The organism is Nocardia thailandica NBRC 100428 (assembly GCF_000308795.1).
GTDB classification, from domain to species: Bacteria; Actinomycetota; Actinomycetes; order Mycobacteriales; family Mycobacteriaceae; genus Nocardia; species Nocardia thailandica.
The window spans coordinates 29,420-51,743 of record NZ_BAGK01000196.1; the positions used below are offsets into that span (position 1 = coordinate 29,420).

Genomic DNA, 22,324 nt, shown 5'->3' on the forward strand with positions numbered 1-22,324 from the left:
CACGGTCGTCATTTGCCACCGGATCGCGTGCCGACGCGACAGCGCCACCGACCTCCGCTGATCACGATTGCTGACCCCGCCCGTGCCATAGTCGTTGTTACGCAGTGCAGTTCGATGTCAACCGGAATAGACACGAAACGCTGTCGAGCTGTCTAAACTTCGCACATGTCGGCCGATGACGTGGCAAAGGTCTTCGCGATCGAGGACAAAGTCGAAAGACTCAAAGCAGCCACCGATGGGGTGGCGGCTGCCCAGCAGACCATCAACGAACTGACCCGGATCCGTCGCGCGGTCATCCGGGAACTCCACGCCGACGGGTGGACCTTCGCCCGCATCGGCGCCGCAGCGGGGTTGTCGCGGGCGCGCATCCATCAGGTGAGCACCCAGGGGCCCGTGCCGGAGGGGCTGTTCTTCGGGACCGGCGCGCTGACCGTGCTGGCGCCCGAGGTGCGCGCCGGACGCCTGCTCGGCGCGCCGGACCCCACCGCCGCCCAGCGCCTCGCCGAGCTGCTGCGGCAACTGGGATTCCCGGCGTCGGTGGAGACCTTCCTGCCGGGCAGGCCGGTGGACCTCAACCGCGACGGCCTGGTGATCCTCGGCGGCCCGGAACTCTCCCCCAGCCTGCGCCAGCTGGTCGTGGCGGACCCGCGCCTGCGCCGCACGGTCACCCGCGCGGGCGACACCCGCCGCGGCATCGAGGACCGGGCCGCGCGCCGCGTGTACCGCCCGGGCGGGACCGAACCGCACGACATCGCCTATCTGGCCCGGCTGCCCCGGCCGGACCGCAGGGGCAGCATTCTGCTGATCGACGGCCTGCATCCGCCGGGGTCGCTCGGCGCCATCCGATTGCTGGCCACCCGCCTGGCGACCCTGCACGAACGGGCCGGAAACCACCTGTTCTCTGTCCTGATCGCCGTCCGCTATGACCGGGCCACCGGGGAGCCGGTCGACGCCGATCTGCTGACGCCGGTCTATCGGCACGAAACCGACCCCCGGTTGGCTTCTGCACGAACCCGCCCATAAAAGGTTTGTAACCTCGCACATATGTGATCTGCATCACGCTATGGTTATGCGGCACGTACCGAGCCCGATGGATAGATTGCTAGCGAGTAACCAAACGTGAGTAGGTGAGCTTCGATGTTCCCCGCGCCCGAGGCGCGCGCACACCGGATTCTTCCGGCCCGTGCCGCCCACGCTCCGGAGACAGCTTCCGCCGATGCCGGTGAGCACGTCGCCGAGATCACCCTGACCACCCATCGCGTCACCTACAGCGATCGCCTGAAGGTGTTCATCGGCCCCGACGAGGACGTCGACAGCTTCCTGCGCCCGCTGCGCCGGATGGACGGCATGCAGCGCTACGCGCTGGAGGTCTCGCTGCTGCCCGAGCCACTACCCGCCACCGAGGTCACCCCCGCCGTCAGCGCCGCCCGCGGCGACCACGCCCTGTCCTGCGTCGGCTCGGCCGACGCCATGGCGATCCACCTGCGCAGCACCGTCGACCACGTCTCGCGCACCCACGTGCTGGGCTTCGAGGGCACACGCGCCGGCCTGCCGACCGTCTACCTGCCGCACGGCACCGACGAGACCTACGTGTACCCGGAAGAGGTGTTCACCGCCCAGCACGCGCTGGCCATCTTCCGCACCTGGTTCCGCAGCGGCCGCCTCCCGGGCGGCCTGCAGCGTCGCGAACTGCTCGACTAGCCCGCGCCGCCGCGCACGAACCGACCGGCCCGATTAGGCTGGTCGGCAGCGGTCCACGACCGGGATCCGGTGTGGTTCCCGCGGAGAGGCCGGTGTGCGATGCGTGCGATCCTCCCCCCACTGCTCGACGCCCTCGACCGGGCGCCGGTGGCCCTGGCGCGGATCGTGGACCGCACCGGGTCCGGCCCGCGTGACACCGGCAGCGCCATGGCCGTGACCGCCTCGGGCACCGTCCTCGGTTCGCTCTCGGGCGGGTGTCTCGAAGCGGCGGTGGTCGCGACCGCCGAGCAGGTGCTCGCCGACCGCGGGTCCGCGCTCGAACGCTTCGCCGCCACCGGCGAATTCGGCGTCGGCCTGCCGTGCGGCGGCGAGATCGAGGTGTTCACCGAGTACCTCGACCGGTCGGCGCTCGCCCTGCTGCGCGAACTCGACGCCGCGGTCGCCGCCGCCACACCGGTCGCCCTCGTGACGACCCTGGAGGCCACGCCCGACCGGACCCTGCTGTACCCCGGCGACCCGCGCCTTTGGCGCCACCTGGACCGCGACGCGGCCGCCCGGCTCGCCTCGGGCCGCGACGGGATCGTCGGCTCGGAGGACACCGCGGGCGCGCGCCCGCGCGCGTTCGTCCAGGTCTTCGCTCCCCCGCCGCGCATGATCCTCGCCGGCGCCAACGACTTCACCCGCGCCCTCGCCGTCACGGCGGCCCAGCTCGGCTATCACGTGACCGTGGTGGACGCGCGCGAAACCTTCACCACCGCCGCCCGTTTCCCCGCCGCCCACGAGGTCGTCGTCGACTGGCCGCACCGCTACCTCGACGCCGAACGCGCCGCGGGCCGGCTGGACGGGTGCACGGTGGTCTGCGTCCTCACCCACGACCCGAAGTTCGATGTCCCCACGCTGATCTCGGCCCTCGACCTCCCCGAGCTCGCCTTCCTCGGCGCCCTCGGCTCCCGCCGGACCCACGACGATCGCCTGGCCCGTCTCCGCGCGGAGGGCGTCTCCGACTCGGCCGTGGCCCGCATCCACAGCCCCCTCGGTCTCGATCTCAACGCCCACACCCCGGAAGAGACCGCGATCTCGATCGCCGCGCAGATCGTGGCGGTCCGCGGCGGCGGCACGGGCAGGGCACTGTCCACCGAGGCCGGCCCGATCCATCACCGACGCCGAGCCCCGTGGCGGGTGAGCGAGTCCTAGGCGGCGACCTCTTCGGGGCGCAGCGTCTGCATGGGCGGGCGGTCCTCGAGGGAGACCTCGGTGCGGTGGGCGACGAACTCACCGTCGACGAGCGGGAACTGGGTGAGCGCGGCGCCGGAGTCGGGGATGCCGCAGCGGCGCAGCGCGGTGCCGAGGATCTGGCGGCTCATCACGCCCAGATCGGACAGCGGGCGGTTCCGGTGGGTGCGGACGCCGAGGTTGACCTGGGCGATGGCGTCCATGCCGAGCCGGGCGTGCGTATCCAGGAGCAATCCGATCTCGACGCCGTAGCCCGCAGCGAACGGCACGGCGGTGAGCAATTCCCGGGTGCCCGCGTATTCGCCGCCGAGCGGCTGCAATACCTGCGCCAATTCCGGGCGCAACGCGGCAAGCACGGGCCGGGCGACGAGTTCGGTGACCCGTCCGCCGCCCGTGGCGTCCACGGTTTCGCCCTGCCGCAGCGGGCGCCGGTAATAGGCCTTGGACAAATGCGTGCCGGAAACGGTCAGCAGCGGGCCGAGCAATTTCGGCACGAATCGCGGATCGGGGTCGATCAGGTCGGAGTCGACGAAGGCGATGAGGTCGCCGGTGGTGCAGGCCAGCGAGCGCCACAGCACCTCGCCCTTGCCGGGCACCGGGTCGAGCTCGGGCACGGCCTCCTCCCGGGTGACGACGGTGGCGCCCGCGGCGAGCGCCCGCGCTCGGGTGGCGTCGGTCGAGCCGGAATCGAGCACGATCAGTTCGTCGACCAGCGTGCCGACCAGCGGCCGGATGCTGGCGACCACGTCGGCGACGGTCCGCTCCTCGTTCAGCGCGGGCAGGACCACCGAGACCGTGCGGCCCGCTTTCGCGGCGACGAGTTCGGCGACCGTCCACGACGGGTCGTCCCAGGTGTGCGTGCTGGCCCAGGCGGGCTCGCGGTGGGTGATGTTCATACCAGACCTCGCAAGGTTCGTGCGGGGGGCCGGATGCCCTGGATGGCGGCGATCATGTCCACGACCCGCCGGGTTTCGGCGACCTCGTGGACCCGGAAGATCCGGGCGCCCGCGGCGGCCGACCAGGCGGTCGCCGCGAGTGTTCCCTCGACCCGTTCGGTGAGACCTACTCCTAGAGTCTCCCCGATGAAATCCTTATTACTCAGCGCCATCAAGACCGGCCATCCGGTATTTACGAGAACGTCCACTCCCCGCAACAGAGCGAGCCCGTGATAAGTGTTCTTACCGAAATCGTGGGTGGGATCGATCACGATCCCGTCGCGCCGGACGCCTGCCGCGGCGGCCCGTTCCGCCGCGGCGACAACGGTCTCGGTGACCTCGGCGACCACGTCGGCGTAGCGCACCCGGAACGGGCGGGTCCGGGGCACCGCGCCGCCGGTGTGACTGCACACGATCCCGGCGCCGGTCTCGGCCGCCACGGGTACGAGCTCCGGGTCGGCACCGGCCCAGGTGTCGTTGATCAGGTCGGCGCCCTCGGCGACGGCCGCGCGGGCGACCTCGGCGCGCCAGGTGTCCACACTGATCAACAGGTCCGGGTACTTCGCCCGGATGGCGGCGACGAACGGCACAACCCGGCGGTTCTCCTCGGCCGCGTCCACCGTCTGGCCGGGGCCTGCCTTCACCCCGCCGATGTCGACCAGGTCGGCGCCCTCGTCGACCGCGCGGGCGACCCGTTCCATGGCCGCGGCGTCGGTGAAGGTCGCACCCCGGTCGTAGAAGGAGTCCGGGGTGCGGTTCACGATCGCCATCACCAGCGCCCGGTCCGTGGGGACCGGCTTGCCGCAGAACGTCGGGAGCGGTGCTGCGGCGGTGAACATGGTTCCGACTGTACTGGGCGCCTCAGCGCGGAGCGCGGCCCGCGGCGACGTCGGCGGCGTACCCCTCGTAGGCGGGCACGTACCCCTCCTCGCGCCCGGCGAGGACGTAGAGCCGGGAGTCGGCGTCGGGCTGGTAGCCCTGTTTGCGCAGCTCGACCTTGCGGCTCTTGAACGTCGAGGTCTGTTCCAGCTCGGCCACGACCCGCACGAACAGCGGCACCGCGTAGAACGGCAGCCGCTCGTAGGCCACGGCGGCCAGGCGCCGCCCGTCGAAGGTGGCGCCCTCGTGCAGGGTGACCGCGGCCATGCCCGCCTTGCCGTCGGTGCCGGGGATGTCGACGCCGTAGACCACGGCCTGGTCGATGTCGGGGTCGTTGCCCAGCGCGCCCTCGACCTCGGTGGTCGCCACGTTCTCGCCCTTCCAGCGGAAGGTGTCGCCGAGCCGGTCGACGAAGGCGATGTGCCAGAACCGCTGGTCCCGGACGAGGTCACCGGAGTCGAACCAGGCGTCGCCCTTCTTGAAGGCGTCGCGGACCAGCTTGGCCTCCGAGGCGCCGCGGTCGGTGTAGCCGTCGAAGGGCTGACGGTTGTTGACCTTGGCCAGCAGCAGGCCGACCCCGCCGGACTTCACCCGCCGCAGCTTGCCGTCCGCGCCGCGGCGCGGCTTGCCGGTCTCCTCGTCGTACTCCACGATCGCGTACGGCAGCGGGCCGAACCCGGCGGTGCGGTCCATCCCGAAGGCGTTGACGAAGGCAACGGGCGCCTCGCTCGACCCGTAGAACTCCACGATGCGCCGGATGCCGAAGCGGGAACGGAACTCGTCCCACAGCTCGGGCCGCAGCCCGTTGCCGACGGCCAGCCGCACCCGGTGCTCCTTCTCCACCGGCCGCGCGGGCTGGTTGAGCAGGTAGCGGCACAGCTCGCCGATGTAGATGAAGGCGGTGGCCTCCTCCCGGATGACCTCGTCCCAGAACCCGGAGGCGGAGAACTTGCGGCCCAGCGCGTAGGTGGCCTCCCCGGACAGCACCGCCGACAGCGCGACCGTGAGCGCGTTGTTGTGGTAGAGCGGCAGGCAGCAGTACATGGTGTCGTCGCCGCGCAGCCGGATACCGAGACCGCCGAGGCCCGCCATGCTCTTGGTCCAGCGGTGGTGGGTCATGACGCTGGCCTTGGGCAGGCCGGTGGTGCCGGAGGTGAAGATCAGGAAGGCGCGTTCGCCCGCGGTGACCCGCGCGCACACCTCCGGATCGGTGTCGGGGGCGAAGCGCGCGGCCTCCTCCAGCTCGGCCGCGGGCAGGACCTTGCCGTTGGGTTCCGGGAGCGAGTCGAGCGCGTCGGCGCATTCCTCGCCGACCACGTCGACCACGCTGTCGAGCAGCCCGAAGCTGTGCGCGAGCACCTCGTCGCGCTGGTGATGGTTGAGCAGGCCCGCGGTCGCGCCGAGCTTGAGGATCGCCAGGGTGGTGAACAGGGTCTCGGGCCGGTTGGTCATGAGCACGCCGACCACGTCGCCGCGCGTGACGCCGCGGGCGCTGAGCACGGCGGCGTAGCGGTTGACCAGGCTGTTGGCCTCGCGGTAGGTGAAGGAGCGGCCCTCGAACCGCAGGAAGAGCCGGTCGGGGTGCTTGTGGGCGACCCGCTGGAAGTACAGGCCGACCGACGCCTTGTCCTTGGGCCCGACGAGCATGCCGCGCGCGTTGCGCAGCATGCCGGGCGCGTCCAGTGCCATGCCGGGCAGCGCCTTGGCCAGATCGATCAGGCTCACGGTGTTGCGGGCGTCGTTGCTCACGGTGTTGCTCCTCGGGGATTGCGCGCGGCGGCTTCGAGCGCCGCGAAGGCGGCGGTGAGGTCGGGTACCACGACGAGCCGCTCGCGCGCCTCGGGTGCCACCATTCTGCGGGCGGCCAGCTCGTCGAGCCAGGACAGCAGACCGTCGTAGAAACCGCCGTGGTTCAGCAGCACAACGGTTTTCGCATGTTCGCCGAGGTAGCCGCCGGTCCAGGTCTCGAACAGCTCCTCCATCGTGCCGATGCCGCCCGGCAGGGTGAGGAAGGCGCCCGCCCGCGCCTCCATCTCGCGTTTGCGTTCGCGCATGGTGTCGGTGACGACCAGGTCGTCGGCCTCGACGTCGGCGACCTCGCGGTGCACCAGATGCTTGGGGATGACCCCGACCGTGTGCGCGCCGCCCGCGCGGGCGGCGGTGGCGACCGCGCCCATCATCGACACGTGCCCACCGCCGGAGACCAGTTGCCAACCGCGGCGGGCGATCTCGGTGCCCGTGCGGGCGGCCAGCCCGATCAGGTCGGGGTCGCCGGTGCTGGCCGAGCAGTACACGCAGACCGCGAAGGGCGCCGGGCTCACCACTGGTCCTCCGTGCCGAGCCGTTCGATGTTGTCGCGGTCGCCCGCCGCGTTGCGGATGATCTGCACGACCTCCTCGACGCTGTCGGTGACCCGGATCAGGTCCAGGTCGCCGGGCGAGATCTTGCCCGAGGCCTCCATCGTCTCGCGGATCCAGGTGACCAGGCCGGTCCAGTACCGGCTGCCGAACAGGATGATCGGGAACCGGGTGATCTTGCGGGTCTGCACCAGGGTCAGGGCCTCGAACAGCTCGTCGAGGGTGCCGAAGCCGCCGGGCAGGCAGACGAAGGCCTGCGAGTACTTGACGAACATCGTCTTGCGGACGAAGAAGTAGCGGAAGTTGATCCCGAGGTCGACCCAGTCGTTGAGGCTCTGCTCGAACGGCAGCTCGATGCCGAGCCCGATCGAGTAGCCGCCCGCCTCGCTGGCGCCCCGGTTGGCGGCCTCCATCGCGCCCGGCCCGCCGCCGGTGATGACGGCGAACCCGGCGGCGGCCAGCGCCTGCCCGATCGATTGCCCCGCCGCGTACTCCGGGTGGTCGTGCGGCGTGCGCGCCGAGCCGAAGACGGTGACCGCGCGCGGCACCTCGGCCAGCGCCCCGAACCCCTCGACGAATTCGGCCTGGATCCGCAGCACCCGCCACGGATCGGTGTGCACCCAGTCGCTGTCCCCGCGCTGGTCCAGCAGATTGCGGTCCGCCGTCCGGACGCCGGGCTTCCGGTCCCGCCGGAACATCACCGGCCCCCGGAACTTCGCGGTGGACTTGTGCTTGCTTCCTACTTCCTCACCCTCAGCGGACATGCGTCCGACACTAGCGTGAGGGCCGATCGGCTCGAGCGCAGTCACCGCATCCGGCCGATCCGGTAGCGGTACCCTGGGGAGGGGATTCGATGGACACGATCGAGGCAGATTCCGCACGCCGAACACCTCGGCAAGATCGGAACCTCGATCGAGCAGACCGGTGACGCACTACCCAAGATCGACGCCGCCGACTGGACCGGATCCGCCGCGGAGGCAATCGACGACGAAATCGCGAAACAGACCACTTTGTGGCGGGACGGCGCCGACGCGATGTCCAGGACCAAAGCCGCGCTGGGCAGCTGTTTCCACGACGTCACCGCCGCCCAGACGAAGGCCGCCGAAGCGATCGCGAAGTGAAAGAAGCCGACACCGAGGAGAACAGCCGGCGCAACGAGCGGAGCACCAAGTCCGATGACGACCGCAGAGGCAAGAACCTCACCGACACGTGGACCGTCCTGCGCGATCAGGCTCGCGCGAACCTGCGGGACGCCCGACCCAACGTGACAACGCCGCAACCACCGCTGCCGCCGCGATCAGCGCGGCTACCGACATCGCACTGACCGAGCCACCCAGTCCTGTCACGGTGAGGCACAAACATCATCGATGCCAACGCAACCCTCGAACACGCGAAGCTCAACTTCACCGCAGGCCTGCTGACCTCACTGACCGGCGACCTGCTCACCACTGTCGCGACCGGCGGAGCCGGCTCGGCAGAACTCAGAGCGTCCGCCCTGGACAAGGCCGGCGACGCCGCCGCGCTCGGCCGGGCCGGCCGCAACCTGGTCGAGGACGCCGGTAGCGCGCGCCCGCGACCTGCGCCCATCTCTCCAGCGAGCACCACCGCACCCAAACCCGCTGATGCCGTGCCGAAATCAGCCGAAACGTCACGCGCAACCAAACCTTGTGACAGCAAACCGAATCCGGCCGGTGCGAAGGTCGAACCCAATACACCACCAGCCGCCACTGGGCCGACACCCGCCCGACTGCGGCTGCACGCTGGGTCGGATTCGATTGCTGAATAGTCGTCAGCAGACGAGCGCCGCAGCAAGGTCGAGGAAACCCTGGTGGATGTCGGTGCGGGTGATCCCAGCGGATGGCCAGGTGCCGGTATTGGTGCAGTACGGCCAGGGTTTGCTCGACGATCCAGTGGCCTGCGGTCACCTTGTCGCGGGTACCGCGGTGGGGAATGAAGCCGGCGATCCGTCATTGCTCGAGTTCGGCGTGACCCCAGGGCCTTGTCCGTGATCAGGGTCGTACCTTCTCACGGGTTCGGCCGGTGCGTCCTCGTGGCGGCCGTACTCGATCGAGCCGTCCGGGCAGCACGAGATTGTCATTGATGTTGGCCGCTGATTGCAGGATTGCGAGCTAGCGCCCGTTGCCGCAAGTCAGGATGTGGTGCTTCGCTCCGGCCTTGCGGCGGTCGACCGGGCCGGGACCAGTACCGCCCCCATTTTGGCCCGCACATGCGAGCCGTCGGGGATGACGCGGTCGAAATCGATCAATCCCGCGCGGTGGCAGTGGGCTAGCATCGTGGTGTGCATGGCCTAGCTATCGCCGGTGAGGTGCCGAAGATGCCGTCGCTGATGAATCTGGTTCCACTGAAACTGAAGTGGGCATCTCGTTCGGCGCGCTCATCCACGACCTCGCCACCTCGAATCAGATCGACGAGCGTCGCTATCAGATGCTGCGCCGCCAGCTCTACACCCGCGTGAATCCCGACACCAGCCACACATGGAGCAAACCGAACCTGGTTGGGACGCCCACGAACCCGAACGGCCCCGCCTGGTATCACGCTGCGTCGAGCACTGCTACGGCACCATCACCGCTACCATGCTCGACCCCCTTCACTGAAGTGGCCCCAAGTCCTCATCGGAGACGTCCTCACCGGACAACGCCCGGCACCGGCCCGGTCGGCGAAGACCCATCAGCACAACTCTCCCCGGCTGCAGAGGGTGCTGCCGTGATCGCGTTCGACCAATTCCGCCAGCGCCGGCGCGCGTAGCTCAACCGCGCCGCGTGCACTCCGGTGACCAGGCTGACACTTCCAATCAGCGGCCCCACCTGCCTTGATCTCGATCCACGACGCGCATTCGCGACGGGTGGAAGCCGGTTCAGGCGCCATTTCAGGTTGACGGGTGGGTTTGGGTGTGGGTGGCCGCTGGTCTGTTCAGCTTTCCGGGTTCAGGTTCGGCTCAGGCCGTGTCAGCGGGACGGTCCGCTGCAGGCTCTGGCTCAGGTCGCTACCTCAGTCCGGGGACCGGTATCCTCGTTCCCATGACTGAACCCGGGGGGATACCAGGCACAGACCAGAGCGTGACGGTCGTACCTGAGGAGGTTCGCACGGTCGGCAACTTCGTTTACGGCCTCGCGGAAACACTACGCGATGCCGTGGATTCGGCCGCCTCGGATGTCGATGCGCTGACCAGAGCCAGCTGGACCGGGCATGCTGCCGATGCATTCGCCGACGGCTGGAACGATATTCGCACAGGTAGCGCACAGATAATCGCTGCCCTTACCGGGATGGCCGAGAAGCTCGGCGTTACCGCGGATACGTTCAGCGTGCAGGATGAAAGTCGCGCAAGCGAATTCGCGGGTGCCTTATCGCTGGATCTGCCGTGAGGTCCGGATTCTCCGTCGAGCTCGACGAACTCGACCGGATTGTGAGTAGGCTCTCCGGCCTGGCGGGCTTCATCTCCGAGCACTTGGACGAGATCGACGACAAGGTTGCCACCCTGGCGGGCACCGAGTGGAGCGGTGTCGCTAGCCAGGCGTACTCCGAAGCTCACCAGCAATGGGTGGCAGGTGCTCGTGATCTGGCCGAAGGAATCAGCGACATCAGCAAGGCTGCACGGACCGCGCACGACGAATACACGGGCGCAATCGAACGCAACCGCAGATTGCTGCAGGGAAGATAGCTAGGGGGACTTCGGGTGGTTACCGTCGATCCAGCGACGTACTACGCGGCTGCCAAAGCTGTTCACAGTATCTCGAATGATGTCGCGGCAGTGGCTGGTCAGAATCTCAATCCGGGTCTGTTCGATACTGCGGGAATGGCTGGCAACTATGCCGCGGTCAGACCGTGGCTCAACGCCTATCGCGAATACTCGGAGAGCTTCGTGCAGACCGTCGTCTCCTTCGTATCGGCAACGCGCACGATGGGCGACATCCTCAATATGGTCGGATACCACTGGGACCTGGCCAACTTCAACAGCAACCGGAAGGGGACGCAGGGGCACGAACCCCAGGCACCGGTCAACGGGTCCTGGTCGCCATTCGATAAGTCCAGCATCTCGGTCCCAGATCCGGAACCGGCTCCCTACACGACGCCGGACAGCGGATTGACTACCGATCCGAGAGATATGCAGGACGCGCTGCGATCGGCTATCAAGGCCGGCGGAACCGAGATCCCGAAAGGCAACACCACGAAACTGGAGATCGGGGTCGCCGGTTGGCGCGCGGTGGCGACCAATGCGGCGATCACGGGTGCTGCGGCGAGGATTCAGAGCGTCGCAGCATCGTTCGATGCGACCGACACGCCAGACAAGCCCACCCTTCTAGAGATGCTCGAGACCCTCCGCAAGGGTGCTGACGGGATCGGCGCCGCGGCTGCAGGTTTCGCGTCGGGGATCCAGCCCCACCAGTAGGAGCTTGTGAACTACCGCGCCCAGATGGCAGCTGCCGCACCAGGTGCGTTCCCGGACCTTGCAGTTTCCGCGGGATCCGTAGCCGATGCCGTCACGATTTCCTACAGCGGTGACGCCACGGCCGAGATGGTCACCACCGGCGGGCAGAGTCTGTGCGCCGCCGTCACCGGGCATGCCTTGTATGCCGTGATCGCCAACCCGGTATTCCCGGGCATGGACGGCATGGATATTCGGAGCAGGCTGAACGAACTGGCGCAGCTCCAGACCGACTCACTCGCCAACCTCGACTCCTGGAAAGAGGCTCCCGTGAAGTGCACCCTGAAGTCGAACTGGGAGGAGGAGATGGCGAAGATCGATCAGCGTGAAAAGCCATGGCTGGAAGCCGCTGTCAATTACGGCAACGCCGCCGGAGTGGATCCTCGGTTGGTGATGGCTATCGTGCTCAACGAGGGCGCCGACAAGAATCTGGGTCCGCTGGGATCGGGAGGGCAGTGTCTGGGACGTCATCCGGCTCGAGGGTAGCGACCTGCGGTCCGAATGGGATGAAGGCGTCGGCAATTCGATCGGACTGACCAACATGAAGGAGACGACCTTCAATGCCGTAAAGGAGAGGTATCCCGACGAGTTCAAGGACGTCGAATGGAAGCACCTGGCCGCCAATCATGACCTGGCGGTGAAGGCGGCGGCATGGAATCTCCGATACATCCAGGACACGTGGGCGCCGCAGTTTTCTGACGAGTTCCGTGAGAAGTACTCCATCAATGAGTTCATGGCAGCGGGATACAACGCCGAGGGCATGTTCGGTGACTACAAGGACGCCAACGACTTCGGACCGAAGGCCCAGAGCTACATCGAGATGAGCAACCAGTCGTATGGTCGCGCAAAGAACCTCATGGACAAACTGTATGTCTGCTGCTGATTCACAGACCCGGCGGAGGCGGGTATCGCTCGTTGTCACGCTACTGGCCGCGGTGGCGCTTGCCGACGCCGGATGCGGGGCACCTCACGAGGCACTGACCGCACTCCGCAGTATCAATGTTCGCGACTACAGCAAGGCAGTTGAACGCAACGGACGCATGGAGGGGGACACGTGGTCCAGGGGATACTTCATCGGACCGGCTACGCCGAACGTACTCCAAAACGTCACCGGCGACGGGTTGACCATCGAACCAGCGGCAGGTGTCAAGTATGGTTCGCCGCCCGTGCAACCGAAGGGGATTCCGGCACAGAGGGACCTCATTGCGGAAGGGAAATTCCTGAACGGATGCAGGGTCACGATGTGGCACGAAATCCAATCCCCAGAATACGAGGCAGAGTTGACGTCCGAGCAGATTTCCGAGCTGCGTGCTGGCACCAGTGCGGCGTACAGCATTCACGTCACCTGCGGAACTGGTTGAACCACACTCCCACCTCGGTTCGTGCTGGGCTGGGACCGGCGCCCTGCTGGTTTCTCCGGCAGTAGCGGCTCGACGACCACCCAGAGTTCATCATCCACGACCGTCGGCGCCCACACAGCGAAAAACCCTGCACGACAACGAACCTCATCGCTACCTGGCCGCTCTCGTGAGGGGCTCTATGTCGCGAGCGGCAATGGGTATCGCATCGTCGGCTGCGTGTTGGAGGACCGGTCTCATGCCGCAGTTCGCGGCGGTGTTCGGCGTCTCGAAGACGACGACGGTCCGGGTGATCGAGGACCTGGGACCGGCATTGGCGCTATGCCCCGGGCACGGCCCCGCGCGATGCGGTGTTGATCGTGGGCGGCGGCTGCCAGGGCACCGGCTGGTCGTCCCGCACCGCCGGTCACCCGGTGGCGAGCTGCCGGAGGGGAAACAGGCCCACAACAAGTCAGACCGCAAGGTCCGCACTCGCGTCGAGCAGGCTCTCGCTCGGACGAAGACCCAGGAGATCGTGAGTGATTGCCGGTACGGGACGCCCCTACGCCGGATGGTGAAGATCCCACCGCAGCCCGTGAACTCCGCACACTGCGGTCCCGACCTCAGGGCCGTGCCGTGGTTTGATGGGAACCCGTCACGATCCGGAGGGAACCGATCGGGGCCGGGACGCGTCCAACCTCTGTAGGGCGGGAGCTGTTCGGGTTCGACCAGGTAGGGAGTGCTGTGCGAAGCGATGCGGTGAGGCGGGTGGCGGTCTGCGCCGCGGTCGGGGCGGCCGTGCTCGCCGGGTGCGGGACCACCACGGACGGATCGGCCGGGCCGACCACGACCGTGCGCGACCTGGACAAGATCGAGGTGTTCAACCCGTGCCGGGGGGCGTTGTCCGACGACGCGCTGCGGGGGGCGGGGTTGGATCCGGCGACGAAGCGGATCACCACCGATCCGCCGACGGGCGTTTCGACTTGGCGTGTGTGCAGCTGGCAACCGCTTGACGACCGGTACGGATCCGGCCGCCGCAGCGTCGGGGTCTACTCGACGAGTCACACCCTCGACGAGGCGCGCGCGAAAGAGAGCCTGACCGACATCCGCGAAGTGCGCGTGAACTCCCGGCCAGGGCTGATCTACCGCGACAAGGCCGTTCCCGACAGTTGCTACGCCGCGTTCGAAGCGGAGCAGGGCATGTTCAACGTCGACGTCGTGTGGACCAGTTCTGAAGGCCGCCGGGTGGGCGACCTGTGCGACATGGCCGCGAAATACGCGGAGGCACTCGAACCGAACCTGCCGAAGTAAGCCACCGGGGGACACGACATGACCGAGGATCAAGCCGCTTACTGGCGGAACATGAAACAGCAAGCCATCAATGGCCAGTTCAAGATCGAGGAGGACCTCGGCCAGGCGATCGCCGGCGTGGTCAGCCAGTACATCACCGACCTCGAAGCTCAGAAGGTCGAGGCCGGGCGTCTGCAATACCTATCCGGCTGGGGCGGCCTGCCGTCTGCCAAGGCCATCCAGCAGAAGTTCGAGAAGAAGGCCGTCGCGGGTGGAGATGCCGGCGACTCCGCCACCAAACGCCTGGACCAGCACATCTCCATCGCCCGCGACCAGCGGGACACTTTCCTGGCCGCCATCGGCAAGCTCCAGGCCGTCGACCAGCAGACCGCGGGCGCCCTCGGCGCGAACGGGGAGGGCATCTGACGGGGTCCCTCGGTGGATCGACTCCCTTCTCGCAGAACCCGATACATTCACCACTCACCCCGCCGACCTCGGCGGTCCCGCGCCGGGCTGTCCCGATCGTCGCTCGGATGCCCTCGCTCCGCGCGACCGCTAGCCCCTTCCTCCTCCGGTCAGATACGTGCGCAGCATGGCGGTGACGGCGGTGATCTGAGCGAGGGGGACGTGTTCGTCGCGCTTGTGGGCGAGGTTGGGGTCGCCGGGGCCGAAGTTGACGGCGGGGATGCCGCGGGCGGCGAAGCGGGAGACGTCGGTCCAGCCGTACTTGGCGCGGACCCCGCCGCCGCCGTGGGCGTTGACCGAGTCGATGAGGGTGCGGGCGGCCGGGGCGGTGAGGCCGGGCAGGGCGCCCGGCGAGGAGTCGGTGACCTCGAAACCGACGTCGAGCCCGTCGAAGACCTCGCGGACGTGGGCGATCGCCTCCGGCACGGAGCGGTCGGGGGCGAAGCGGAAGTTGACGTCGACCTCGGCGACATCGGGCACGACGTTGCCCGCCACGCCGCCGGAGACCCGGACCGCCGACAGGCCCTCGCGGTAGACGCAGCCGTCGATGTCGACCTCGCGGGCGGTGTAGCCGGCGAGCCGTTCCAGGACCGGCGCCAGGCCGTGGATCGCGTTCTCCCCCAGCCAGGCCCGCGCGGAGTGGGCGCGCACGCCGCTGGTGGTCAGGCGCACCCGCAGGGTGCCCTGGCAGCCCGCCTCGATCCAGCCGCCGGACGGCTCGCCCAGGATGGCCAGGTCGCCGTCGAGCCATTCGGGGAGTTCGCGTTCCACCTTGCCGAGGCCGTTGAACTCGGCGGCGATCTCCTCGCCGTCGTAGAAGATCAGCGTCAGGTCGCAGACGGGGTCGGCGATGGTGGCCGCCAGGTGCAGGAAGACCGCGTCGCCGGACTTCATGTCCACGGTGCCGCAGCCGAACAGCACCGGCTCGCCGTCCACCTCGTCGGGCCGGCTCGGCACGTTCTCCGCGATCGGCACGGTGTCGAGGTGCCCGGCCAGCACGACCCGGGTCGGCAGGCCGCGCTGCGAGCGGGCCAGCACGACGTTGCCGTGGCGCAGGATCTCGAATCCCGTGGTCTGCGCGCGCAGCGCCTCCTCGACCAGGTCGGCGATCTTCGCCTCGTCCCGGGAGACGCTGGGGACGTCGACGAGGGCGGCGGTGAGCTGGACGGGGTCGGCACGCAGATCGAGAGTCATCCGTGTAGTTTATGAGCGCTCACCGTCCGGGGTCGGCGAGCACGGGTGTGGCGCAGGTCAGCGGGCCGATTCCGGCGCCGCCGCGTCCGGGGACGGCGGGGAGGCGGCAGTCACATCGGCGGGGCTGCGAACACACCCGGATCGGCGCGCCCCATAAACTCTCCCCCATGACTTCTCAGGGCGCATCTGCACTCGGCATTGCCACCGTGACCACGGACGGCACCGTCCTCGACACCTGGTACCCGGCGCCCGAGCTGGGCGAGTTCGCCGAGACCGGCACCCAGGTCCTGGCCGAGGCGCCCGCCGACTACGCCGCGCTGCTGGGCAAGGACGAGGCCCGCGGGGTCGAGGTCGTCGCAGTGCGCACGACCATCGCCGACCTGTCGGCGGCGCCGGTGGACGCGCACGACGTCTACCTGCGGCTGCACCTGCTCTCGCACCGCCTCGTCGCCCCGCACGGCCTGAGCCTGGACGGCCAGTTCGGCCTGCTCAGCAACGTCGTGTGGACCAATCACGGCCCGTGCCCGGTGGAGGGTTTCGAGCGGACCCGGCTGCGGCTGAAGGCGCGCGGCCCGGTCACCGTCTACAGCATCGACAAGTTCCCCCGCATGGTGGACTACGTCGTGCCGACCGGGGTGCGCATCGGCGACGCCGACCGCGTCCGCCTCGGCGCGCACCTGGCCGCGGGCACCACGGTCATGCACGAGGGCTTCGTCAACTTCAACGCGGGCACCCTGGGCAACTCCATGGTGGAGGGCCGGATCTCGGCGGGTGTCGTCGTCGGCGACGGCTCCGACATCGGCGGCGGCGCCTCCACCATGGGCACCCTGTCGGGAGGCGGCAAGCAGGTCATCGCGGTCGGCGAGCGTTCGCTGCTCGGCGCCAACTCGGGGCTGGGTTTCCCGCTCGGCGACGACTGCGTCGTCGAGGCGGGCCTCTACGTCACCGAGGGCACCAAGGTGACCACCCCGGACGGCACCGTGGTCAAGGCCGTCGAGCTCAGCGGCAGGCCCAACCTGCTGTTCCGCCGCAACTCCACCACGGGCGCGGTCCAGGTCGTGGACCGCAAGGGCACCGGCATCGAGCTGAACGCCGCGCTGCACGCCAACGACTGATCCGGCGCGACGGGCGGGGCCCCGGACGGATCCGTCCGGGGCCCGCACGTCGGTCAGGCCGCCGCGTCGTCGAGCCCGAAGGCGATGACGCGCTCGGGGTGGATGCGGATGAGCGCGTCGGGTTCGTCGGAGATGTAGGAGGCGACGCCGGTCAGCGCCTCGGCGGTGCCGCGGATCTCCAGGCAGCGGACCCGCCACGGCCGCACACCGGCGACGTCGTCCACCACGAAGGCCACGTGCGGGTTGCCCGCCAGGTTGCGGAACTTCTTGGACGCGGCCATGTTCCAGCCCGCGATGTCGATGGTGCCCAGGTCGGGGTTGTAGCGGAAGCCGACCGGGTTGTTCTGCGGCGTGCCGTCGGGGCGCACGGTGGCCAGTCGGCCCAGCTTCCGGCCCGCGAGGTAGGCGCGGTGCGCCGGGGTCAGCAGTTCGTTCATGGCCCCGACGGTAGAACCTCGAGTCAGCTCGAGGTCAAGAGCTTCTTCTGCACCTTGCCCATGGCATTGCGCGGCAGCGTCTCGACCAGGCGGACCTCGCGCGGCCGCTTGTGCGCCGAGAGCTGGTGCGCGACATGGTCGATCAGCCGCTCGGGCAGGTCGGCGGCCGCCTCGCCGCGCGGGACGACGAAGGCGGTGATGCGCTGGCCGAGGTCCGCGTCGGGCAGGCCGACGACGGCGACCTCGGCCACGGCCGGATGACCGAGCAGCGCGGTCTCGATCTCGCCGGCGCCGACGCGGAAGCCCCCGGACTTGATGAGGTCGACCGATTCCCGCCCGACGATGCGGTGGAAGCCCTCGGCGTCGATCACCGCCACGTCACCGGTCCGGAACCAGCCGTCCTCGGTCCAGCTCTCGGCCGTCGCCTCCGGGCGGTTCAGGTACCCGTCGAAGAGCATCGGACCGCGGACCTCGAGGCCGCCCACCGATTCCCCGTCGTGCGCGACGGGCTGCCCGGTCTCGTCGCGCAGGCGGGTCTCGACCCCGGCGACCGGGACGCCGACCCAGCCGGGCCTGCGTTCCCCGTCGGCGCGGGTGGACAGGGTGATCATGGTCTCGCTCATGCCGTAGCGCTCGACCGGCGCCAGGCCGGTCAGCTCGGTGAGCCGCTCGAACACCGGAACCGGCAGGGGCGCGCTGCCCGAGACCAGCAGCCGGGCCTTGCCCAGTTCCCGTGCCCGCTCGGGGTTCTCGGCGATCCGGGACCACACGGTCGGCACGCCGAAGTACAGCGTGCCGCCCGCCTCGGCGTACGCCTGCGGGGTCGGCCGTCCGGTGTGGATCAGCGGCGAGCCGACGCGCAGCGGGCCGAGCAGGCCGAGGATCAGGCCGTGGACGTGGAACAGCGGCAGGCCGTGCACGAGGACGTCACGGCGGGTCCACGCCCACGCCTGCGCCAGGGCGTCCAAGCCCGCCGCGATGGCGCCGCGCGAGAGCAGCACGCCCTTCGGGGCGCCGGTGGTGCCGGAGGTGTAGAGGATGAACGCCGTGGCTGCGGCGGCGGGTTCGGGATAGGTGTGCCAGGACCGGGCGTGCCTGCGCACGGGGATCACCGGCAGCGTGGCGCCCGCGGGCGCGACGCCGAGCCAGGCCTGCGCCCCGGAGTCCCGCAGGATGTGATCGAGTTCGGCCGCCCCGGAATCCGGCGGGACCGGCACCACGGTGACCCCGGCGATCAGGCAGCCGACCACCGCCAGCACGGTCGTCACCGTCGGTTCGGCCAGGACCGCCACCCGCTCGGCCCGCGCCACCCGCTCGGCCACCGAGGTGGCCGCGCCGAGCAGGTCGCCGCGGGAAAGCGTGACCCCGTCGATGGTCACCGCGTCGGGGATGTCGTCGCCGGCGGCCACGGCCGACGGGTCGAGGGAGCGGAGCAGCAGCGGCGAACCGTAGGACATCGGTCCACGGTAACGGGACGCGGCGGTGACCGTTTCGCCGCCGTCCGTTGACGCCGAAGCTGCCACAATGAGAGATTAGAAGTGGAAGTCTCTCAACGACGAGAACGAGGTCGACGATGACCATCGCAGATCGGGCCGCGCCGCGGAACTTCGATCCCGCCGATTTCGATGTCCGCGACTACATCGACGGGGCGTCGGCGCTGTTCGGCGCGACGGCGAACGTGATCATGCAGCTGAGCCTGGCCCCGGTCGGCCACGGCGTCGCCGAATCGACGGTGCACAGCGGCAGCATCATGCTCCATCCGATCAAACGCACCCGCACCACGCTGACCTACCTGTCGGTGGCGATGATGGGCGACGAGCAGGATCGCGCGGCCTTCCGCGAGGCGGTCAACGGCGCGCACCGCCAGGTCCGGTCGACGGCGAGCAGCCCGGTGAAGTACAACGCCTTCGACCGCAACCTGCAGCTGTGGGTGGCGGCCTGCCTGTACTGGGGGTCGGTCGACCTCCGGAACCGGCTCTACGGCCCGGTCGACGAGGACCTGGCCGACTTCTTCTACACCTTCTCCGCCCGCCTCGGCACGACGTTGCAGGTTCCGGAGAGCATGTGGCCCGCCGACCGTGCCGCCTTCGACGCCTACTGGACCGAGAACCTCGCCCGCACCAGCATCGACCCCACCATCGCCGCCTACTTCGACGACCTGCTCGACCTGAAGATGCTGCCCCGGCCGGTGCGCGCGGTCTTCGCCCGGCCGCACCGCTGGATCACCACCGGCATGCTGCCCCCACACATCCGCGACCAGCTGGGGCTGTCCTGGTCCGACGCGGAGGAGCGTCGGCTCAACCGGATGATCCGCGCCACCGGCTCGGTCTCCCGGCGCCTGCCGCGCCCGATCCGCAACTTCCCGTTCAACGCCACCCTCGCGGACACGCGATGGCGCCGCCGCACCGGTAGACCATTGATCTGAACGGCGGCGGCACTTTTCGTGTCCCGCGGGTAAAACCTCGGTTCGCCGGAAACCGTGATCCGGGTGACGATGGGTCCTCGTTCGGCGAGGAGGTCGGGAGATGATGCGGGCACACGGTTTCGCGGCGGGACTGGTGGCGACGGCACTGAGCTGCTGCCTGTGGGCGGGCGGCGCGGCGGCGGGCGCGCCGGAGGCGGCCCAGGTGCCCACGCGCACCGCACTGGCGGCACGCACCCCGCTCGGCGGCTCCTGGGGCACCGCGAACCAGCACGAGGCAAGGGCGGCGCTGTCCACGGCCAAGCTCTACCTGGCCGATTACGCGCTGCGCCACGGCGACGGCGCGGAGGACGACCGGGCGCTGGCCGAACGGATGATCCGGTACTCCGACGACGCCGCCGCCGACAAGCTGGCCGCCAAGTATCCCGGGGCCATCGACGCCGTCGCCGCCGAGTACGGGCTCACCGCGACCAGCGGCGGCGCGAGCTGGGGCATGTCGTGGACCAGCGCCGCCGACCTCGCCGACTTCCTCTGCGGCACAACGACATCCGACCCGGGCTCACCGATCCTGGGCTGGATGCGCGCGGCGGGCGCGGTGGCCGCCGACGGTACGGTGCAGGACTGGGGCACCGCCCGCCTGCCCGGCGTGCGCGGCACCAAATGGGGCTGGGCCGATCGCGGCACCGCCGCCGAGGTCGCCTCGGCCTCCTTCGGCGACGGCTTCACGATCGCCGCCATCACCTACGGCTCCCCCGACGATCAGACCACCGACGTCGTCACCGCCGCCACCGACATCCACGACGGACCCCTGGGCTACCGCTGAGGCGGAACCCGGGGCCCGCCGGGGATCACGGGCGGCTCTCGCGCAGGCGTTCGGCCGCCGCGGCGACGCGTTCGTCGGTGGCGGTGAGCGCGATGCGCACGTGCTCCGGCGACCGGGGGCCGTAGAAGTCGCCCGGCGCGGCGAGGATGCCGCGCTCGGCCAGCCAGTCCAGGGTGGCCCGGCAGCTCTCGCGCCGGGTGACCCACAGGTACAGCCCGGCCTCGGAGTGATCGATGCGGAAACCGGCCTGCAGCAAGGCATCCCGCAGGATCTCGCGGCGGGCGCGGTAGCGCTCGCGCTGGGCCGCCTCGTGCGTGTCGTCACCGAGCGCCGCCGTCATGGCGGCCTGGATCGGGAACGGCACCATCATGCCCGAGTGCTTGCGCACCTCGAGCAGCTCCGCGACCAGCGCCGGGTCACCGGCGACGAACCCGGCGCGGTAGCTCGCCAGGTTCGAGGTCTTGGACAGCGAGTGGATCGCCAGCAGGCCCGTGTGGTCGCCGTCGCAGACGCGCGGGTCGAGCACCGAATAGGCCTCGCCCTCCCAGGTCAGGCCCAGGTAGCACTCGTCGGAGGCGACGATCGCGCCGCGCTCCCTGGCGAAGGCGACGACCTTGCGCAGATGCTCGAGGCCGAGCACCTTGCCGGTCGGGTTCGACGGCGAGTTCACGTAGATCAGCGCCGGATTCTGCGGGCCGATCTGGGTGAGGCCGTCCGCACGCCAGGGCTTGGCCCCGGCCAGCAGCGCGCCGACTTCGTAAGTGGGGTAGGCGATCTCGGGGATCACCACCAGGTCGTCGGCGCCGATACCGAGCAGGCGGGGCAGCCCGGCGATCAGTTCCTTGGTGCCGATCACCGGCAGCACCGCCGCCGGATCGACACCGGTGACACCGAACCTGCGGGCCAGCGCGGCGACCGCGGCGGCCCGCAGCTCGGCGGTGCCGTGCGTGGTCGGATAGCCCGGCACCTCGGCCACGGACTGCAGGGCCGACCGGATCAGCGGGTCCACCGGGTCGACGGGGGTTCCCACCGACAGGTCGACCAGGCCGCCGGGATGCGTGGCGGCCTTCTCCTTGACCGCGGCGATGGTGTCCCAGGGGAAATCGGGCAGCAGCGAGCTCACCCGTCCACGCAGCGACACGCCGTCCTCAGCCTTCGGCCATGGGGGGCAGCGCCTTCACGAACGGCGGGTCGAAGTCGACCTTGCCCACCTTCGTCGCGCCGCCGGGCGAACCGAGCTCGTCGAAGAAGTCGACGTTGGCATTGATGTAACCGCTCCACTGATCCGGGGTGTCGTCCTCGTAGAAGATCGCTTCCACCGGGCAGACGGGCTCACAGGCACCACAGTCCACGCACTCGTCGGGCTGGATGTAGAGCATGCGGCCACCCTCGTAGATGCAGTCCACGGGGCATTCCTCGATGCACGCCTTGTCCTTCACGTCAACGCACGGTTCAGCGATGATGTACGGCACTGCCGCCCTCCTGGTCTGTCCTCACTGCGGGGTTACTCCGCCGCGTCAACCCTATCCCGGTTCCCGCCCTGCTCACAGGTCAGCCTGCCCTAACCACACCCCGTGCCAGGCGGGACCGGCCCGCCCGCGGGCGGGCCGGTCCGCCCGCTCAGCGCCCCCGCGACCCGCCCCGGACCGGCCGCGCGGCGGGCTCCGCCGCGGCGAGGGCGCCGTACTCCGT

Annotated in this window: 25 protein-coding genes; 15 read left to right on the top strand and 10 right to left on the bottom strand. The window is 69.5% G+C overall.

The features are described 5' to 3' along the window. Positions 1-165: 165 nt before the first annotated feature. From ON36_RS22055 to ON36_RS22065, 3 genes are all read left to right on the top strand, one after another. Positions 166-1,023 carry a hypothetical protein gene (locus ON36_RS22055; protein ID WP_043656900.1) on the top strand — a complete coding sequence of 286 codons (858 nt, stop codon included), beginning with the start codon at positions 166-168 and terminating at the stop codon, positions 1,021-1,023. A 114-nt stretch (positions 1,024-1,137) separates the two neighbouring features. Next, positions 1,138-1,701, top strand: coding sequence for a hypothetical protein (locus tag ON36_RS22060; RefSeq protein ID WP_043656903.1), 564 nt, complete (start codon positions 1,138-1,140; stop codon positions 1,699-1,701). A 99-nt stretch (positions 1,702-1,800) separates the two neighbouring features. Next, complete coding sequence (locus ON36_RS22065) at positions 1,801-2,895, top strand: XdhC family protein (protein WP_043656905.1); 1,095 nt, start codon at positions 1,801-1,803, stop codon at positions 2,893-2,895. Here ON36_RS22065 and ON36_RS22070 read toward each other — a convergent pair. Genes ON36_RS22070 through ON36_RS22090 form a run of 5 tightly spaced genes read right to left on the bottom strand, consistent with a single transcriptional unit; the run spans position 2,892 to position 7,869 of the window. Beyond that, complete coding sequence (locus tag ON36_RS22070) at positions 2,892-3,830, bottom strand: glucosyl-3-phosphoglycerate synthase (RefSeq protein ID WP_043656907.1); 939 nt, start codon at positions 3,828-3,830, stop codon at positions 2,892-2,894. The two genes, ON36_RS22065 and ON36_RS22070, sit on opposite strands and share 4 nt — an antisense overlap. Next, on the bottom strand, positions 3,827-4,708 hold the full coding sequence (gene folP, locus ON36_RS22075) for a dihydropteroate synthase (protein ID WP_043656910.1): 882 nt from the start codon (positions 4,706-4,708) through the stop codon (positions 3,827-3,829). Before folP ends, ON36_RS22070 begins: the two co-directional genes overlap by 4 nt. A gap of 22 nt (positions 4,709-4,730) precedes the next feature. Next, positions 4,731-6,437 carry a long-chain-acyl-CoA synthetase gene (locus ON36_RS22080; RefSeq protein WP_373281830.1) on the bottom strand — a complete coding sequence of 569 codons (1,707 nt, stop codon included), beginning with the start codon at positions 6,435-6,437 and terminating at the stop codon, positions 4,731-4,733. A gap of 56 nt (positions 6,438-6,493) precedes the next feature. Further along, positions 6,494-7,069, bottom strand: coding sequence for an LOG family protein (locus tag ON36_RS22085; RefSeq protein ID WP_083885308.1), 576 nt, complete (start codon positions 7,067-7,069; stop codon positions 6,494-6,496). Next, positions 7,066-7,869 (bottom strand): LOG family protein, encoded by an 804-nt coding sequence (locus tag ON36_RS22090; protein ID WP_043656917.1) that lies wholly within the window; start codon positions 7,867-7,869, stop codon positions 7,066-7,068. Before ON36_RS22090 ends, ON36_RS22085 begins: the two co-directional genes overlap by 4 nt. Positions 7,870-7,977: 108 nt before the next feature. Between ON36_RS22090 and ON36_RS36960 the strand changes: the two genes are divergently transcribed. From ON36_RS36960 to ON36_RS22125, 9 genes are all read left to right on the top strand, one after another. Beyond that, positions 7,978-8,226 (top strand): putative T7SS-secreted protein, encoded by a 249-nt coding sequence (locus ON36_RS36960; RefSeq protein WP_373281831.1) that lies wholly within the window; start codon positions 7,978-7,980, stop codon positions 8,224-8,226. Positions 8,227-10,143: 1,917 nt separating this feature from the next. Further along, on the top strand, positions 10,144-10,488 hold the full coding sequence (locus tag ON36_RS22095) for a WXG100 family type VII secretion target (RefSeq protein WP_043656920.1): 345 nt from the start codon (positions 10,144-10,146) through the stop codon (positions 10,486-10,488). Continuing rightward, the gene (locus tag ON36_RS22100; protein ID WP_043656923.1) at positions 10,485-10,784 is read left to right on the top strand and encodes a WXG100 family type VII secretion target; all 300 of its coding nucleotides are present in this window, start codon (positions 10,485-10,487) and stop codon (positions 10,782-10,784) included. Before ON36_RS22095 ends, ON36_RS22100 begins: the two co-directional genes overlap by 4 nt. Positions 10,785-10,799: 15 nt before the next feature. Continuing rightward, positions 10,800-11,513 (top strand): hypothetical protein, encoded by a 714-nt coding sequence (locus ON36_RS22105; protein ID WP_157224974.1) that lies wholly within the window; start codon positions 10,800-10,802, stop codon positions 11,511-11,513. 6 nt (positions 11,514-11,519) lie between these two features. Continuing rightward, on the top strand, positions 11,520-12,035 hold the full coding sequence (locus tag ON36_RS22110) for a hypothetical protein (RefSeq protein WP_157224975.1): 516 nt from the start codon (positions 11,520-11,522) through the stop codon (positions 12,033-12,035). 55 nt (positions 12,036-12,090) lie between these two features. Then, complete coding sequence (locus tag ON36_RS22115; RefSeq protein ID WP_043656930.1) at positions 12,091-12,432, top strand: hypothetical protein; 342 nt, start codon at positions 12,091-12,093, stop codon at positions 12,430-12,432. After that, entirely contained in the window at positions 12,419-12,910 is a 492-nt protein-coding gene (locus tag ON36_RS34970; RefSeq protein ID WP_157224976.1) for a hypothetical protein, read from the top strand. The genes ON36_RS22115 and ON36_RS34970 overlap by 14 nt, the downstream gene beginning before the upstream one ends. Before the next feature lie 720 nt (positions 12,911-13,630). Beyond that, a complete protein-coding gene (locus tag ON36_RS22120) occupies positions 13,631-14,197 on the top strand; it encodes a DUF3558 domain-containing protein (protein ID WP_043656933.1) in 567 nt (188 codons plus the stop codon). An 18-nt stretch (positions 14,198-14,215) separates the two neighbouring features. Beyond that, on the top strand, positions 14,216-14,602 hold the full coding sequence (locus tag ON36_RS22125; RefSeq protein ID WP_043656936.1) for a hypothetical protein: 387 nt from the start codon (positions 14,216-14,218) through the stop codon (positions 14,600-14,602). A 129-nt stretch (positions 14,603-14,731) separates the two neighbouring features. Here ON36_RS22125 and dapE read toward each other — a convergent pair whose 3' ends face one another. Next, on the bottom strand, positions 14,732-15,835 hold the full coding sequence (dapE, locus tag ON36_RS22130; protein WP_043656939.1) for a succinyl-diaminopimelate desuccinylase: 1,104 nt from the start codon (positions 15,833-15,835) through the stop codon (positions 14,732-14,734). Positions 15,836-16,002: 167 nt separating this feature from the next. Between dapE and dapD the strand changes: the two genes are divergently transcribed. Continuing rightward, positions 16,003-16,950: a 2,3,4,5-tetrahydropyridine-2,6-dicarboxylate N-succinyltransferase gene (gene dapD / locus ON36_RS22135; protein WP_043656941.1), complete on the top strand. Its 948-nt coding sequence runs from the start codon at positions 16,003-16,005 to the stop codon at positions 16,948-16,950. 53 nt (positions 16,951-17,003) lie between these two features. On the opposite strand, the gene ON36_RS22140 is transcribed toward dapD, so the two are convergent. Both ON36_RS22140 and ON36_RS22145 read right to left on the bottom strand, forming a co-directional pair. Continuing rightward, on the bottom strand, positions 17,004-17,387 hold the full coding sequence (locus ON36_RS22140) for a PPOX class F420-dependent oxidoreductase (protein WP_043656944.1): 384 nt from the start codon (positions 17,385-17,387) through the stop codon (positions 17,004-17,006). Between the two features lie 23 nt (positions 17,388-17,410). Beyond that, positions 17,411-18,844: an acyl-CoA synthetase gene (locus tag ON36_RS22145; protein WP_174377600.1), complete on the bottom strand. Its 1,434-nt coding sequence runs from the start codon at positions 18,842-18,844 to the stop codon at positions 17,411-17,413. A 116-nt stretch (positions 18,845-18,960) separates the two neighbouring features. Between ON36_RS22145 and ON36_RS22150 the strand changes: the two genes are divergently transcribed. Then, on the top strand, positions 18,961-19,812 hold the full coding sequence (locus tag ON36_RS22150) for an oxygenase MpaB family protein (RefSeq protein ID WP_043656947.1): 852 nt from the start codon (positions 18,961-18,963) through the stop codon (positions 19,810-19,812). 100 nt (positions 19,813-19,912) lie between these two features. Beyond that, entirely contained in the window at positions 19,913-20,632 is a 720-nt protein-coding gene (locus ON36_RS22155; RefSeq protein WP_245558160.1) for a hypothetical protein, read from the top strand. A 25-nt stretch (positions 20,633-20,657) separates the two neighbouring features. Here the strand turns inward: ON36_RS22155 and dapC are convergent, their stop codons facing one another. Further along, complete coding sequence (gene dapC / locus ON36_RS22160; RefSeq protein WP_245558161.1) at positions 20,658-21,773, bottom strand: succinyldiaminopimelate transaminase; 1,116 nt, start codon at positions 21,771-21,773, stop codon at positions 20,658-20,660. 7 nt (positions 21,774-21,780) lie between these two features. Then, positions 21,781-22,104 carry a ferredoxin gene (gene fdxA, locus ON36_RS22165; protein WP_043656952.1) on the bottom strand — a complete coding sequence of 108 codons (324 nt, stop codon included), beginning with the start codon at positions 22,102-22,104 and terminating at the stop codon, positions 21,781-21,783. Positions 22,105-22,324: the final 220 nt, after the last annotated feature.

Excerpts from the sequence above, each read along its gene's own strand:
- ON36_RS22090 (WP_043656917.1), bottom strand. The coding sequence starts at position 7,869 with ATGTCCGCTGAGGGTGAGGAAGTAGGAAGCAAGCACAAGTCCACCGCG.
- ON36_RS22080 (WP_373281830.1), bottom strand. The coding sequence starts at position 6,437 with ATGGCACTGGACGCGCCCGGCATGCTGCGCAACGCGCGCGGCATGCTC.
- ON36_RS22155 (WP_245558160.1), top strand. The coding sequence starts at position 19,913 with ATGATGCGGGCACACGGTTTCGCGGCGGGACTGGTGGCGACGGCACTG.
- ON36_RS22150 (WP_043656947.1), top strand. The coding sequence starts at position 18,961 with ATGACCATCGCAGATCGGGCCGCGCCGCGGAACTTCGATCCCGCCGAT.
- ON36_RS22145 (WP_174377600.1), bottom strand. The coding sequence starts at position 18,844 with ATGTCCTACGGTTCGCCGCTGCTGCTCCGCTCCCTCGACCCGTCGGCC.
- ON36_RS34970 (WP_157224976.1), top strand. The coding sequence starts at position 12,419 with ATGTCTGCTGCTGATTCACAGACCCGGCGGAGGCGGGTATCGCTCGTT.
- ON36_RS22060 (WP_043656903.1), top strand. The coding sequence starts at position 1,138 with ATGTTCCCCGCGCCCGAGGCGCGCGCACACCGGATTCTTCCGGCCCGT.
- ON36_RS22055 (WP_043656900.1), top strand. The coding sequence starts at position 166 with ATGTCGGCCGATGACGTGGCAAAGGTCTTCGCGATCGAGGACAAAGTC.
- ON36_RS22095 (WP_043656920.1), top strand. The coding sequence starts at position 10,144 with ATGACTGAACCCGGGGGGATACCAGGCACAGACCAGAGCGTGACGGTC.
- ON36_RS22125 (WP_043656936.1), top strand. The coding sequence starts at position 14,216 with ATGACCGAGGATCAAGCCGCTTACTGGCGGAACATGAAACAGCAAGCC.
- dapE (WP_043656939.1), bottom strand. The coding sequence starts at position 15,835 with ATGACTCTCGATCTGCGTGCCGACCCCGTCCAGCTCACCGCCGCCCTC.
- ON36_RS22140 (WP_043656944.1), bottom strand. The coding sequence starts at position 17,387 with ATGAACGAACTGCTGACCCCGGCGCACCGCGCCTACCTCGCGGGCCGG.
- dapD (WP_043656941.1), top strand. The coding sequence starts at position 16,003 with ATGACTTCTCAGGGCGCATCTGCACTCGGCATTGCCACCGTGACCACG.
- folP (WP_043656910.1), bottom strand. The coding sequence starts at position 4,708 with ATGTTCACCGCCGCAGCACCGCTCCCGACGTTCTGCGGCAAGCCGGTC.
- ON36_RS22115 (WP_043656930.1), top strand. The coding sequence starts at position 12,091 with ATGAAGGAGACGACCTTCAATGCCGTAAAGGAGAGGTATCCCGACGAG.
- ON36_RS22065 (WP_043656905.1), top strand. The coding sequence starts at position 1,801 with ATGCGTGCGATCCTCCCCCCACTGCTCGACGCCCTCGACCGGGCGCCG.
- ON36_RS22070 (WP_043656907.1), bottom strand. The coding sequence starts at position 3,830 with ATGAACATCACCCACCGCGAGCCCGCCTGGGCCAGCACGCACACCTGG.